Source organism: Methylobacterium sp. 22177 (genome assembly GCF_052045615.1).
Lineage (GTDB): Bacteria > Pseudomonadota > Alphaproteobacteria > Rhizobiales > Beijerinckiaceae > Methylobacterium > Methylobacterium radiotolerans.
Genome location: NZ_JBQEPK010000059.1, coordinates 1 through 13,438, shown reverse-complemented (window position 1 = coordinate 13,438; position 13,438 = coordinate 1). Strand labels below are relative to the sequence as shown.

The window sequence follows — 13,438 nt, the reverse complement described above, 5'->3', positions numbered from 1 at the left end:
CAACGCCATGCGTATCATTCTGCTCGGGCCGCCCGGTGCGGGGAAGGGGACGCAATCCGAGCGGATCGTACAGCGCTTCGGCATCCCGCAGCTCTCCACCGGCGACATGCTCCGCGCCGCGGTGGCCGCCGGCACGCCGGTCGGCCTCGAGGCCAAGGCCGTGATGGAATCCGGCGGCCTCGTCTCCGACCGGATCGTCGTCGGCATCGTCGCCGACCGGATCGAGGAGCCGGACGCCCGCCGCGGCTTCATCCTCGACGGCTTCCCGCGCACGGTCGCGCAGGCCGAGGCGCTCGGCGAGATGCTCGCCAGCAAGGGTCTGAGCCTCTCCGCGGTCGTCGAGCTGAAGGTCGACGAGAACGCCCTGGTCGGCCGCATCGAGAAGCGCGCCGCCGAGACCCTGGCCCGCGGCCAGGCCGTGCGGAAGGACGACACGCCGGAGGTGTTCAAGCAGCGGCTCGAGGCCTACCGCGCCCAGACGGCGCCCCTCTCCGCCTACTACGCGCAGAAGGGCACGCTGGAGACCGTCGACGGCATGCAGCCGATCGACAAGGTCACCGCCGACCTGATGGCGGTGCTGGAGCCCCACGAGGAGCGCGTCGCTTCCTGAAGCGATCGCGGCGCGCTGACCGATAAGTGAAGCGCGCCCGTGAACCCGGCGCGATCGCGGAGGGTTATGGGGCGGATCCACGATCGGAAACGCCATGACCATCCGCCTCTTCGCCACCGCCTCGCTCCTGCTCGCGGTGGCCCTCCCGCCGCTGCCGGCCTTCGCGCAGAGCCCGGCCCAGTCCTTCGTGTACGGCCAGAAGCGGTTCCGCCACGCCTGCCGGCCGCCGCTCAAGTACGCGGCGGGGACCTGCGTTCGACGCTGCCCGGCGGGCTACCAGAACATGGGCGGCTACTGCCGGCTACGGAACCAGGGCTTCCGCTGAGACGCGGTCCGCGCGCAGGGGGCGCTGTCCCGAGATCCGGCGATCGCCCCCGGCTCCGTCGTTCAGATCCGCCCCTCGCGGCGGAGGCTCCCGAAGAAGTTGACGATGTCCATCTGCAGCGACCGGTGGCCGAACAGGCGGAACGGGTAGCCTTCGGCCGTTCCGTCGCGCAGCTCGATCATCGCCGTCATCGTGTTGTAGCGGAACACCATGCGGCGACCGGCGAGGGTCGCCCAGAGCAGCGGCGGCCCGCCGTCCCCGTCCTGGAGCGCGACCGAGCCGGGCTCCGCCTCGGCGAGCACGCCGCCGATCACCGCCAGCGTCACCGGCATGACCTCTTCCAGGGTCTCTTCCGCGGCGCGCAGCACCGAATCGGCGAAGGCCCGCAGGGTCGCGCCGTCGCTCGTCAGGACCGCCATCTCCGCTCCTCGATCACACATTGTGGGCGCGCACCGTGCGCTTGGGGGGACAGAACGATGGCGACCCGTCGTTGACATCGGGCCGCCCGCGCGCTAGCAGGCCCTCCTTCGTCCAACCGAACGATGGTCCGAGGTGCCCTGTCCGGGGCCGCCCGCGGGCCGCGTCGTCGTTTCACGCGCGCAGGGGCCGGCCTCCACCGGACGCGCGCGACACCGGCCCGGATCATCGGGCCCCAGATGGAGAGTGATCGTGGCCCGTATCGCAGGCGTCAACATCCCGACCAACAAGCGCGTCGTCATCGCGCTCCAGTACATCCACGGCATCGGCGCCAAGAAGGCCGAGGAGATCACCCAGAAGGTGAACATCCCCGCCGAGCGTCGCGTCAACCAGCTGACCGACGCCGAGGTTCTGCAGATCCGCGAGACGATCGACCGCGACTACCTCGTCGAGGGCGACCTGCGCCGCGAGGTCTCGATGAACATCAAGCGCCTGATGGATCTCGGCGCCTACCGCGGCCTGCGCCACCGCAAGCAGCTGCCGGTTCGCGGCCAGCGCACCCACACCAACGCCCGCACCCGCAAGGGCAAGGCGAAGCCGATCGCCGGCAAGAAGAAGTAAGTTTTGGGATCGGGAGGCTGCGCTTCGCTCGGCCTCCTTCCCGTCACGCCGGGTGTCCCGCGGGGCGCCCGGCTTTGGCACGGCGATCCTGCACGGACGCGCCGGCCAAGTCCCAAAAACAATCCCGAGCGCCTGGTGTTACGGGCGTGCCTGAAGGAAGAGTGAGACGAGAATGGCCAAGGAACCGCAACGCGTCCGCCGCCGCGAGCGCAAGAACATCGTGTCGGGCGTCGCCCACGTGAACGCCTCGTTCAACAACACGATGATCACCATCACGGACGCGCAGGGCAACACGATCTCGTGGTCGTCGGCCGGCGCGATGGGCTTCAAGGGTTCGCGCAAGTCGACCCCGTACGCCGCCCAGGTCGCCGCCGAGGATGCCGGCCGCAAGGCCGCCGAGCACGGCATGCGCACCCTCGAGGTCGAGGTGTCGGGTCCGGGTTCGGGCCGTGAGTCCGCGCTCCGCGCCCTCCAGGCGGCGGGCTTCACGGTGACCTCGATCCGCGACGTCACCTCGATCCCGCACAACGGCTGCCGGCCGCGCAAGCGCCGCCGCGTCTGATCCGAGCCCACGAAGCCTTTTGACGGAGAAGCTCATGACGGGATCGAAGCCGCTTCCGGGCGTGCTGCGTTGGAAACTCGGCGACCTCACGGTCACCGCGCTCAACGACGGCTGGTTTCAGGCCAGCCTCGATCTCGTCACCGGCATCTCCAAGGAGGAGGCGGGGCGGCTGCAGGTGGCGGGCTTCCGCACCGAGCAGCCGAAGATCACGCTGAACGCCTTCCTGATCACCGGGCCCGGCCTCAAGCCGACCCTGATCGACACAGGCTACGGCGATCTGGCGCCAGCGCCGACCCTCGGCCGGGCCGGCGCAGCGCTCGCGGTCACCGGCGTGACGCCGGAGGAGATCGGCACGGTGCTCGTCAGCCACCTGCACCCCGACCATGTCGGCGGTCTCGTGAAGGACGGCGCGGCGCGTTACCCGAACGCCGAGATCGTGCTGCACGCCGACGAGGCGGCGCACTGGCTTCCCGACGCGGCCCTGGCCCAGGCGCCCGAGGCCGCGAAGCCCTATTTCGAGGGCGCCCGGAAGTCCCTGGCGCCCTACGCCGGCAAGGTGCGCGAGCACCGCGGCGGCGAGGTCCTCCCGGGGATCACGGCGGTCCATCTGCCCGGACACACGCCGGGCCATTGCGGTTTCCGCATCGTCTCCGGTGGACAGTCGCTGATGATGTGGACCGACGTGGTGCACCTGCCGGCGATCCAGTTCAAGAACCCGGAGGCTGGCGTCGGCTTCGACGTCGACGGCGACCAGGCCCGGGAGACGCGCAAGCGGATCCTGGACGAGGTGGCCAGCGAGCGGACGCTCATCGCCGGCGGCCACCTCGAATTCCCGGCGCTCGGCTACGTGGACCGGGACGGGACTGGCTACAGCTTCGTGCCGGTGCTGTGGGTCGGCGGCGAGTAACGGCGGACAGACATTCAGGGACCGTTCGGGGCGCCAGGGGGCGGCACCGAGCGGCCGAAGCGCGGGGACGGGCGTCGCGGATCCCGGGCAAGGACGAGAGGTAGGATCGTGGTCATTCAGAAGAATTGGCAGGAACTGATCAAGCCGAACAAGCTGCAGGTCACGACCGGCGACGACCCCAAGCGGGTCGCCACGGTCGTCGCCGAGCCGCTCGAGCGCGGCTTCGGCACGACGCTGGGCAACGCCCTGCGCCGCGTGCTCCTGTCGTCGCTCCAGGGCGCGGCCGTGACCTCGGTGCAGATCGACGGCGTGCTGCACGAGTTCTCGTCGATCCCGGGCGTGCGCGAGGACGTCACCGACATCGTCCTCAACATCAAGACCATCGCGATCCGCTCGCAGACCGACGCGCCCAAGCGCATGACCCTGCGCAAGACCGGCCCGGGCCTCGTCACCGCCGGTGACATCGGCACGGTCGGCGACATCCAGATCCTGAACCCCGACCTCGTGATCTGCACGCTCGACGACGGCGCCGAGATCCGCATGGAGTTCACGGTCGCCACCGGCAAGGGCTACGTCCCGGCCGAGCGCAACCGCCCCGAGGACGCGCCGATCGGCCTGATCCCGGTGGATTCGCTGTTCTCGCCGGTCACCAAGGTCAGCTACCGCGTCGAGACCACCCGCGAGGGCCAGGATCTCGACAAGGACAAGCTGACCATGACGGTCGAGACCAACGGCGCGGTCTCGCCGGAGGATGCCCTGGCCTACGCCGCGCGCATCATCCAGGACCAGCTGCAGGTCTTCGTGAACTTCGAGGATCCGCGCAAGGAAGAGGCCGCGCCGCTCGCGCCGCAGCTGCCCTTCAACCCTGCGCTGCTCAAGAAGGTCGACGAGCTGGAGCTGTCGGTCCGCTCGGCGAACTGCCTGAAGAACGACAACATCGTCTACATCGGAGACCTGATCCAGAAGTCCGAGGGCGAGATGCTGCGGACCCCGAACTTCGGCCGCAAGTCGCTCAACGAGATCAAGGAAGTGCTCGCCGGCATGGGCCTGCACCTCGGCATGGACATCCCCGGCTGGCCGCCGGAGAACATCGAGGATCTCGCCAAGCGCTTCGAAGAACACTACTGAGAGGCGCAGCCGCCTCGGGCCGAACTGGGCGGCGCTAGGCGGCGCCGCTCGTTGGGCCGATCGAGACCCGGGACCTCGCCGAGCCGACGCGAAGTCCCGCAAAATCCCGCCGCGGGGTCAAGCGGAGAGCAACAGCCTCAACGGGGCACCCGGCCGTACCGTGGCACGGCGGCCGAGACCAGAAGGAAGCCAGCACCATGCGTCACGCCTATCGCGGCCGCCGTTTCAACCGCACCGCCGAGCATCGCAAGGCGATGTTCGCCAACATGTCCGCCGCGCTGATCAAGCACGAGCAGATCATCACCACCCTGCCGAAGGCGAAGGACCTGCGTCCGGTCGTCGAGAAGCTGATCACGCTGGGCCGCATCGACAGCGTGCACACCCGCCGCCTCGCCATGGCGCAGCTGCGCGACGCCGACATGGTCAAGAAGCTCTTCACCGTGCTCGGGCCGCGCTACAAGGGCCGGCCGGGCGGCTACTGCCGGATCATGAAGGCGGGCTTCCGTCAGGGCGACAACGCCCCGCTCGCGGTGATCGAGTTCGTCGACCGCGACGTCGACGCCCGTGGCAAGGATTCCGGTCCGAGCCAGGTCGCCGACGCCGCCTGATCGGCACCGGGCGTCCCGACGCTCCCGGTCCCTGAGAAGCCGTCCCGGATCCTCCGGGGCGGCTTCTCGCGTTTCGGCGCGCTCGGTCTCGCAGCCGGCGTGGAGCGATCGAGGGCGCATGAAAAAACCCGCCGGCTCGCGCCGACGGGTCTGTAGCAGGGTCCACGTCTCGGATGGTCGCGGGAGCTCGCCCTGGCGGCCCGTCTCAGACAGGCCGGGAACTCGACCGCGCCGCGCTCCGAAAACCCCTATCCCTGCCGGGACTCGTCCGGTGGACCGTCCTGGTCCAAGTCGTTGTCACGCCTGCGGCGCGGGAAGATGCCGTGATTGCTCATGGTCCACCTCCTCTTCGTAACCCGGGGGCCTGCGAGCCCCACGGAGAGAGAATGAGCCGGCAATCGATTGGTTGCAAGCCCCCCGTCAGGTGGCGGGCTCGGCCCCGCCGTCGAGCAGCGTCGCGACCCGAGCGGCGAGATCGGCGGAGCGGAACGGCTTCGTGAGGACCGGCAGGTCGTCGGGGATCTGCATCGCCTCGGCATGGCCGGTGAGGATCAGGACCGGCAGGCCCGGATCCCGGTCGCGGATCTCGGCGGCCAGGTCGATGCCGCTCATGCCGGGCATGGCCAGGTCGGCCACGACGATGTCGTAGCGGCCGTCCTGGAGGAGACGGAGGGCGGCCTCGCCGTCGCCGGCCTCCGTGGTGCTGTGGCCGAAGGCGGTGAGGAACGAGGCGGTCACGTGGCGGACCTGCGGATCGTCGTCGACGATCAGGACGCGGGCGCGCCGTCCGGCGACCGGGACGGCACCGGAAGCCTCCGCGGCCTGCTCGGGCGCCTGATCGGCGAAGGGGAGGGCGAGTTCGACGCGGGTGCCACGACCGACCACGCTGTCGATCACCAGCCGCCCCTTGGATTGCTGCGCGAGGCCGAACACCATGGCGAGGCCGAGCCCCGTACCCTGGCCGACAGCCTTGGTGGTGAAGAACGGCTCGCAGACCCGGCGCAGGATCTCCTCCGGAATGCCGGTGCCCTCGTCGGTGACGCTGATGCCGAGATAGGGACCGTCGGCGATCTCGGGATCGCCGCTGATGGCGAGCCGGCGCGTCGCCACCGTGATCGCGCCCCCGTCCGGCATCGCGTCCCGGGCGTTGATGCACAGGTTGAGCACGGCGAGCTCGAGCTGGTCCGGATCGACCTGGACCGCCGGCAGACCGTCCTCGAGGTCAGTCCGGACCGTGACGAGGCCGCCGAGGCTCCGGCCGAACAGGTCGCTCATGCCGGTGATCAGGGTGTTCACGTCGACGGGGCGCGCCTGGAGGTCGTGGGCGCGGCTGAAGCTCAAGAGACGCTTGGTCAGGGACGCCCCGCGCTCGGCGGCGCCGCGGGCGTTCTCGATCAGGCGCTGGACCCGCGGCTGGTCGGCGACCTTCGGGCCGGCGAGCTCGAGGCTGCCGAGGATCGCGGTCAGCAGGTTGTTGAAGTCGTGCGCGATGCCACCCGCGAGGGTGCCCAGCGCCTGCATCTTGTCCGACTGGCGCAGGCGCGCCTCCAGGGTCCGCTGCTCGGTCACGTCGCGCTCGATCATCGCGAGGTGACTGATCGCCCCGCTCGCGTCGCGGATCGGCACCCGCGTCACGTGGCTCCACTGCTCGGCGCCGGTCGGGCCGTCGCTGATGAGGCTCTCGGCCACCGCGCCGGACCGGACCGCCGCCGCGTCCGCCGCCGTCACGGCCTCGGCCTTCGGTCCAAGAAGTTCGTCCTCGCGCCGCCCGAGGCTGGCGGCGACGTCGTGGCCCAGGAGGGCGGCCTTGCGGCCGTTCAGCCGCACGAAGCGGCCCGCCGCGTCCTTGAAGCTGATCGCGTCCTGGGCGTGGTCGAGGAGTCCGCGCAGGAGCGCCCGCTCGGTGGCGAGGTCCCGGCCGAGGCGGTGGCGCTCGAAGGCCTGCCGGACGGTGGAGCGGAGCAATCCGGCATCCCAGGGCTTGGTGACGTAGCCGACGATGCCGCCCCGGTTGAGGGCGGCGATCACCGCGGTGATGTCGGCGTAGCCGGTCAGCAGGATCGCCTGCGCGTCGTGGAAGGTGCGGGCCTCGGCGAGGAGCGCGTCGCCCGTGAGGCCCGGCATCCGCTGGTCCGAGAGCACGACGGCGATGTCGGGCTCGGCGCGCAGGATCTCCAGCGCCTCGGCCGGGCGCGAGGTCGTCAGAACCCGGTAGGACTCCTCGAACAGGTCCTCCAGGGCGATCAGGATGTCCGGCTCGTCGTCGACGGCCAGGATCGTCCCTACACCTGCCGTACCGTCACTCATGCACTGGCCGCCTGCCGCGGAATCCCGATCACGAAGCAGGCTCCCCCACCCGGGGCCGTCTCCACGGTGAGCGAGCCGCTATGCGCTTGAACGACGCTGTAGGCAATCGCAAGACCCAGGCCCGTACCGGATCCGACCGGTTTCGTCGTGAAGAACGGCTCGAAGATCTTCTCGCGCAGCGTATCCGGAATGCCGGGACCGGTATCGCTGATGCGAATCTCGTCGAGTTCGGGGTTCGACTGCGTCGTGATCCGGATCGTGCCGCCCTGCGGCATGGCGTCGGCGGCGTTGCCCAGGATGTTCATCACCACCTGGTTGAGCAGCGCCGGGGTGCAGTGGATCTCGGCACGCCCCGCGAAGCTGCGCTCCACGGCGATGCGCTCGCCGAGCTTGTGCTGGATCAGCGCGAGGACCGTCTCGATCGCCTCCGGCACGTTGACCAGTGCGCGCTCGCCCTCGTCGAGGCGCGAGAACTTCCGCAGGTTCAGCACGAGATCCTGGATCCGGGTCAGCCCCATCCGCATCGAGCCGACCCGCTGCCGGGCCTTGTCGATGGCGCGTGCGGCCGCCTCCGGGGCGGCGTCCGGCAACTCGCCGAGCAGGCGCTCGACCGTGCCCTGGTGGGCCAGGATGAAGGCCAGGGGATTGTTGATCTCGTGGGCGATCCCGGCCACCAGCTCGCCCAGCGAGGCCATCTTGGCGGCCTGGACGAGCTTGGACTGGGCCTCGGTGAGCTGGCGGTTGGCGTCGGCGAGATCGCGATTGGCCCGTTCCAGGGCGTCGGCGAGGCGCGCCCGGGCCTCGGCCGCTTCGGCCTCGGCGCGGGCGCGCTCCACAGCCCGCTCGCGCTCGCCGAACTGGCCGGCGATGCGCCGGTCATCCTCCTCCAGGAGGCGCCGCCGCACGAAGCCGCGGACCCGCAGCGCCAGCACCTCGGCGTCGGTCTTCGAGACAACGTCGTCGGCGCCGGCCGCGTAGGCCTCCACGAGGAAGTCCTTGGCCGGATCGCTGCCGGCGATGCCGACGAGGTGGAAGCCCGCGCCGGCCGCCTGGCCGGAGCGCCGCTGGCTGATCGCCCGGCACAGGGCGAGGCCGTCATAGGCGTGGCCCAGGAGATCGACCGTCACGCAGTCGAAGGCCTCGTCGCCGGCCGCCGCGTCCAGGGCGGCCAGCGCCGCCTCCGGCCCGTCGACGCTCGCCACGTGGTGTCCGTCCTGGCCCATCACGCCGGCCAGGAAGGTCCGGTAGGTGGCGCTGCCGTCGATCACCAGGACGCGCCCCCGCCGGAAGGCGGCCGCGCCCGGCCCCTCGCCGTCGGTCGTCGGGCGGCGCTCGCGCAGCAGGGCGCGGATGCGCAGGATCATCAGGTCGCGGTCGGCGGATTTCGGCAGGTAGGCGTCGGCGCCGCTCTCCAGGCCCTGGCGCTCGCCGCCGCTGCCGCCGGTCAGCATCAGGACGGGCAGGGCCCGGGTGCGCAGGGACAGGCGCATCTGCCGGATCAGCTCGTCGCCGTTCATGCCCGGCAGGTGGTAATCGGCCACCACGAGGTCGGGCTGGCTGCGGTTGAGATGATCGAGGGCGGTCTCGGCGGAGGCGCAGCGCTCCACCGCGAAGCCGTGCGCCTCCAGCAGCAGGCGCAGTTCCAGGGCCTGCGTCTCCGAATCCTCGACCAGCAGGATCCGGGCCGGCACCTCGGACGTGCCGGCCTCGCTCACGGCCGCGCCCCCGCATCCACGAGGCGCAGGACGTGGTCGGCGACGCGGTCGAGGGGCAGGACGGCCCGGGCGGCCCCCAGACGCACGGCCGCCGCCGGCATGCCGTAGACGACGGCGGTGCTCTCGTGCTCGGCCACGGTCTGGGCGCCGGCCTTCTGCATGTCGGCGAGCCCGACGGCCCCGTCCTCGCCCATGCCGGTGAGCAGCACGCCGATGCCGGACGCTCCGGATTGCCGGGCCATGGACCGGAACAGCACGGTGGCGGCCGGGCGCTGGCCCGAGACCGGCGCGGAATTGATCACCCGCAGGATCCGGCCGGAGCCGATCTCCAGGTGGCGGTCGCCCGGGGCCACGTAGACCCGGCCGGGTTCGGCGCGCTCGCCGTCCTGGGCGAGGGAGACCGGCAGGGTCACGACGCTGTCGAGCCAGCTGGCGAACCCGTCCATGAAGGCCGCGCCCATGTGCTGGACGACCAGGACCGGCAGCGGGAAGTCCTTGGGCAACGCGCCGATCACCCGCGCCAGCGCCGGCGGACCGCCTGTGGAGGCGGCGATGCCCAGGAGGCTCGGGGCCTGCCCGGGCAGTTCGGCCGGCGGCGCCTGGGGCGCGGCGGCACCGCGGCCGGCCCACTCGGTGCCGATCGGGCGGCGGCGGATGACCGGAACCTGGGCCATGATCCGCAGCTGCGTGCAGATCTCGCCGGCCACACCCTCGTAGCCGGCATGGGTCGTGGCCACGGGCTTCTCGACCACCGACAGGGCCCCGGCCCGGAGCGCGTTCATCGAGATGCGCAGGGAGGAATCCTCGACCGAATCCGCCACCACGACGATCGGGGTCGGGAGCTCGGCCATGATCCGGCGGGTCGTCTCCAGGCCGTCGATGCCGGGCAGGCGGATATCCATCGAGATCACGTCCGGTCGCACGGTCCGGAGCTTGTCGAGGGCCTCCTCGCCGGAGGCGACCGCGGCCACGAGCTCGAGGCGGGGGTCGCGGGAGACGATGTGGCGCAGCAGCTCGCGCACCACGAGACTGTCCTCCACGAGCATCACGCGGACGGGGGTCATAGGAGCTGCCCGATCGTATCCAGCAGCTGGCGCTGGTCGAACTTCTGCTTGGTCAGGTAGGCGTCGGCGCCGAGATCCAGGCCCCGGGCGACGTCGGCGGCGTCCCCGCGGGAAGTCATCAGGATCGTCGGCAGCCGGGCGAAGCGCTCGTCGGCCCGCAGGGCCTTCAGGAGGCCGAACCCGTCGAGGCGCGGCATCTCCACGTCGGCGAGAACCAGATTCACGGGCTCGATCTCGGCGCGCAGCCGGTCGAGGGCGTCCTGCCCGTCGACGCACACGACCACGCGGTAGCCGGCGGCTTCCAAGATTCCCTTCTCCAAAGTCCGGGTGGTGATCGAATCGTCGACGACCAGGATCGTGGCGCGCGCGGACGCGCCCGGCGTGGCGTGAGTCGTCGAACGTGGAGCCGGCGCCATCGTTCCGAGCGAACTGCCCGAGATTCCGGCCTGGGCGCGCGCCGCGAGCCCCTCGGGGTCGAGGACGAGCACCGGCACGTCCCCGTGCAGCACCGCCGTGCCGGCGATCAGCCCCGGATCGGCGCCGAAATCCGGCGCGGGCAGGACCAGGAACGGGCGGACGTCGTGCAGGCGGTCGACCGCCAGGGCCAGACGGCCGCCGCCGGTCCGCAGCACCACGGCGGTCAGCGTGCCGGGATCGGCCGGATCGGCGACCTGGCCGAGGATCGCGGCGAGATCCGTCACCGGGTGGCTCGTCGCGGCCTCCCCGTCGCCGAGGCGGACGATCGTCCGGCCCATGGCGACGGGCAGCTCGCCGCGCTTCAGGCGCAGGAGGCGCTCCACGGCGCCCCCGGGGAGCGCGTAGCTGCGCCCGGCCGCCTCGACCAGCAGCAGGCTGCGCCGGGCCGCCGAGAGCGGCAGGCTGAAGATCAGGGCGGTGCCGGCCGGGTCGCGCGGCTCCAGGCGGACACTGCCCATGAGCTGGCGGGCGGCGTCGGCGGCCACCGAGAGGCCGTAGCCGCGCCCCGACAGGGTGTCGACCGCCTCGGCGGTGGAGAAGCCGGGCTCGAACACGAGGCGCAGCAGGGTGTCGGGTTCCGCGGCGGAACCGGGGGCGAGGAGGCCGCGCTCGCGGGCCGCCGCCTCGATCCGGGCGAGGTCCGGGCCGGGCCCGTCATCGAACACGGTGACCTGGAGGCGGGAGCCGCGCACCGCGACCTCCAGGCCGAGGCCCAGGGCCTCCGGCTTGCCGGCCGCGCGCCGCACCTCCGGCGCCTGCCAGCCGTGGCTGAGGGCGTTGCGCAGGGCGTGGAGCAGCGGATCCTTCAGGGCCTGCAGCGTGCCGCGCTCCACCGGCAGATCGAGGCCCCGCAGGTCGAGATCGACCTCGCGGCCCTGCTCCCGGGCGGTCTCGCGCAGCGACCGGGCGAGGGGGGCCAGGACGGTCTCGGCCGGGACCAGGGCGAGGCGCTCGGCCGCGGCGCGGACGCGGGTCGCGGCACCCTCGACCGCGCTGGTCGCGGAGGCCTGGCGCCGCGACAGGTCCGCGGCCTCCCGGGCGAAGGCGCCGGCGCGCGCCGCGAGGGCGCGCCACTCGGGACGCTCCGCGCCGGCCCCGGCCGCGAGCGCCTCGGCACCGACGCGCAGGTCGCGGGCGAGGCGGGCGAGCCGGGCGAGACCGTCGGCCGCGGGCGCCTGGCCCGCCAGGGTGCTGGCGAGATCGTGGCTCGCCCGGGCCAGCGCCTCGACGGCGTCGGCCGGCACCCGCAGGATCGCCGCGGAAGCCTCCGCCGGCTCGGGGCCGGGCTTCGGCGCGGGGGCGGCCGGCGCCGGCGGCGCGGTCGCGGCCGGCGGGGATGACGGCGCGGCGGGCGGACGCGGTGCCGGGCTCGGCGTCGGATCCGGCGACGGAGCGGCCTGTGGTGCTGGCGGTGGAGCGGGTGATGGAGCTGGCGAGGGCGCCGGCTGCGCCTCGCCCGGGAGCCGGAGGACACGGCCGAGGGCCGCCAGGGCGTCGGACGGCATGTCCGGACCGGCGCCATCGGTGAGGCCGGCGACGTACGACTCGATCCGGTCGAGGGCGAGGTGGACGGCGTTGGCCGCCTCGCGATCGAGGGCGGTGGCGCCGGTCCGCACGCCCTCGAACAGAGTCTCGAGACGGTGGGCCACCGCCTCGACTGCCGGAAGGTCGACGGCGCGGGAGGCTCCCTTCAGGCTGTGGGCGCGGCGGAAGACGTCGTTCCAGTCCGGCGTGGCGCTGCCGAGCGCCCCGCGGATCGCCGCCACGTGCTCCCGGTGCTCGACGTCGAAGGCGGCGAGCAGGAGCTTGCGGATATCCTCGGCCAACGGGGTGCCCGCCTCAGTGCCGGTAGCGTTCGGCCAGGGCCATGAGGGCCTGGGCGAGTTCGGTGAGGTTGGCGGACGCGGCCTCGACCTGCCGGGTGCCGGCGGCCGTCTGCTGGCTGGCCTGGCGGATGTTCTGCAACGCCCCCATCACCTGCTCGATGCCCAGCTGCTGCTGGTTGGTCGAGGCCACGATCTGCTGGAACGTCTGCACGTTCTCCTCCACCCGCGCGGTGATCTCCTCGATCGTGCGCTGCGTCGTGTCCGAGCGCGTCTTGCCCGCCGCCGCGCGCTTGACCGCCTCCTCGGTCAGCATCACCGACGTGTTGATGCCCCGCTGGATCTCGCCCAGGATCGCCCGCACCTGACCGGTCGCCGCCTTGGCCTGGTCGGCCAGGAGCTTCATCTCCGCGGCCACCACCGCGAAGCTGCGCCCGCTCTCGCCGGCCGCGGCCGCCTCGATGGCGGCGTTGAGCGCCAGCAGGTGCGTGCGCTCCGAGATGTCGTTGACCGTCTCGATGATGTCGCCGATCGTCTGGGTCTTCTCCGACAGGCTGACGATGTTGCCCGCCACGGCTTCCGCCTGCTCGCGGATCGCGTCCATGGCCTTGGCGGTGTCCGACACCGCGCGCAGGCCCTGGCGCGAGGTCTGCGCGGTCGCCTGGGCGGTGGCGATCACCTCCGTGGCGCGCTTGGAGATCTGCGCGCCCGAGTGGGTGATCTCGTCGACCGTGGCGGCCGTCTCCTGAACCGCGGCGAACTGCTGCTCGACCGAGGCGGCCTGCTCCTGCGCCGAGGCCCGGATCTCCGCCGCCGCCGCGTTCAGGTCCGCCGTCGCCGCGCGGTTCGTCCGTGCCAGGTCCGACAGCCCCGC

At 72.2% G+C, this 13,438-nt stretch carries 13 protein-coding genes; 7 read left to right on the top strand and 6 right to left on the bottom strand.

Annotated features, from left to right (window positions below):
• The first annotated feature begins 7 nt into the window (after positions 1 to 7).
• Positions 8 to 610, top strand: a complete 603-nt coding sequence (locus ACTJK8_RS29150; RefSeq protein WP_012319169.1) for an adenylate kinase — start codon at positions 8 to 10, stop codon at positions 608 to 610.
• A 94-nt stretch (positions 611 to 704) separates the two neighbouring features.
• Positions 705 to 935, top strand: a complete 231-nt coding sequence (locus ACTJK8_RS29145; protein ID WP_024830096.1) for a hypothetical protein — start codon at positions 705 to 707, stop codon at positions 933 to 935.
• A gap of 62 nt (positions 936 to 997) precedes the next feature.
• On the opposite strand, the gene ACTJK8_RS29140 is transcribed toward ACTJK8_RS29145, so the two are convergent.
• Complete coding sequence (locus tag ACTJK8_RS29140; protein ID WP_012319167.1) at positions 998 to 1,354, bottom strand: hypothetical protein; 357 nt, start codon at positions 1,352 to 1,354, stop codon at positions 998 to 1,000.
• Between the two features lie 250 nt (positions 1,355 to 1,604).
• On the opposite strand from ACTJK8_RS29140, the gene rpsM reads away from it, so the two are divergent.
• The 5 genes from rpsM to rplQ all read left to right on the top strand — a co-directional run bounded on the left by rpsM (position 1,605) and on the right by rplQ (position 5,178).
• Complete coding sequence (rpsM, locus tag ACTJK8_RS29135; RefSeq protein WP_012319166.1) at positions 1,605 to 1,973, top strand: 30S ribosomal protein S13; 369 nt, start codon at positions 1,605 to 1,607, stop codon at positions 1,971 to 1,973.
• A 172-nt stretch (positions 1,974 to 2,145) separates the two neighbouring features.
• Complete coding sequence (gene rpsK / locus ACTJK8_RS29130) at positions 2,146 to 2,535, top strand: 30S ribosomal protein S11 (protein ID WP_010686167.1); 390 nt, start codon at positions 2,146 to 2,148, stop codon at positions 2,533 to 2,535.
• A 34-nt stretch (positions 2,536 to 2,569) separates the two neighbouring features.
• Positions 2,570 to 3,442 carry an MBL fold metallo-hydrolase gene (locus ACTJK8_RS29125; RefSeq protein ID WP_440762968.1) on the top strand — a complete coding sequence of 291 codons (873 nt, stop codon included), beginning with the start codon at positions 2,570 to 2,572 and terminating at the stop codon, positions 3,440 to 3,442.
• A 108-nt stretch (positions 3,443 to 3,550) separates the two neighbouring features.
• Positions 3,551 to 4,570, top strand: a complete 1,020-nt coding sequence (locus ACTJK8_RS29120; protein ID WP_010686165.1) for a DNA-directed RNA polymerase subunit alpha — start codon at positions 3,551 to 3,553, stop codon at positions 4,568 to 4,570.
• Positions 4,571 to 4,767: 197 nt separating this feature from the next.
• On the top strand, positions 4,768 to 5,178 hold the full coding sequence (gene rplQ, locus ACTJK8_RS29115) for a 50S ribosomal protein L17 (protein WP_012319164.1): 411 nt from the start codon (positions 4,768 to 4,770) through the stop codon (positions 5,176 to 5,178).
• 420 nt (positions 5,179 to 5,598) lie between these two features.
• On the opposite strand, the gene ACTJK8_RS29110 is transcribed toward rplQ, so the two are convergent.
• The 5 genes from ACTJK8_RS29110 to ACTJK8_RS29090 all read right to left on the bottom strand — a co-directional run.
• Positions 5,599 to 7,485 (bottom strand): response regulator, encoded by a 1,887-nt coding sequence (locus ACTJK8_RS29110; RefSeq protein WP_063111703.1) that lies wholly within the window; start codon positions 7,483 to 7,485, stop codon positions 5,599 to 5,601.
• Complete coding sequence (locus tag ACTJK8_RS29105; protein WP_012319162.1) at positions 7,482 to 9,200, bottom strand: response regulator; 1,719 nt, start codon at positions 9,198 to 9,200, stop codon at positions 7,482 to 7,484. The genes ACTJK8_RS29110 and ACTJK8_RS29105 overlap by 4 nt, the downstream gene beginning before the upstream one ends.
• Entirely contained in the window at positions 9,197 to 10,264 is a 1,068-nt protein-coding gene (cheB, locus tag ACTJK8_RS29100; RefSeq protein ID WP_012319161.1) for a chemotaxis-specific protein-glutamate methyltransferase CheB, read from the bottom strand. Before cheB ends, ACTJK8_RS29105 begins: the two co-directional genes overlap by 4 nt.
• Positions 10,261 to 12,567 carry a hybrid sensor histidine kinase/response regulator gene (locus ACTJK8_RS29095; RefSeq protein ID WP_209650421.1) on the bottom strand — a complete coding sequence of 769 codons (2,307 nt, stop codon included), beginning with the start codon at positions 12,565 to 12,567 and terminating at the stop codon, positions 10,261 to 10,263. The genes cheB and ACTJK8_RS29095 overlap by 4 nt, the downstream gene beginning before the upstream one ends.
• Before the next feature lie 13 nt (positions 12,568 to 12,580).
• A partial coding sequence (locus tag ACTJK8_RS29090; protein ID WP_266285542.1) for a methyl-accepting chemotaxis protein occupies positions 12,581 to 13,438 on the bottom strand: 858 nt, incomplete at its 5' end.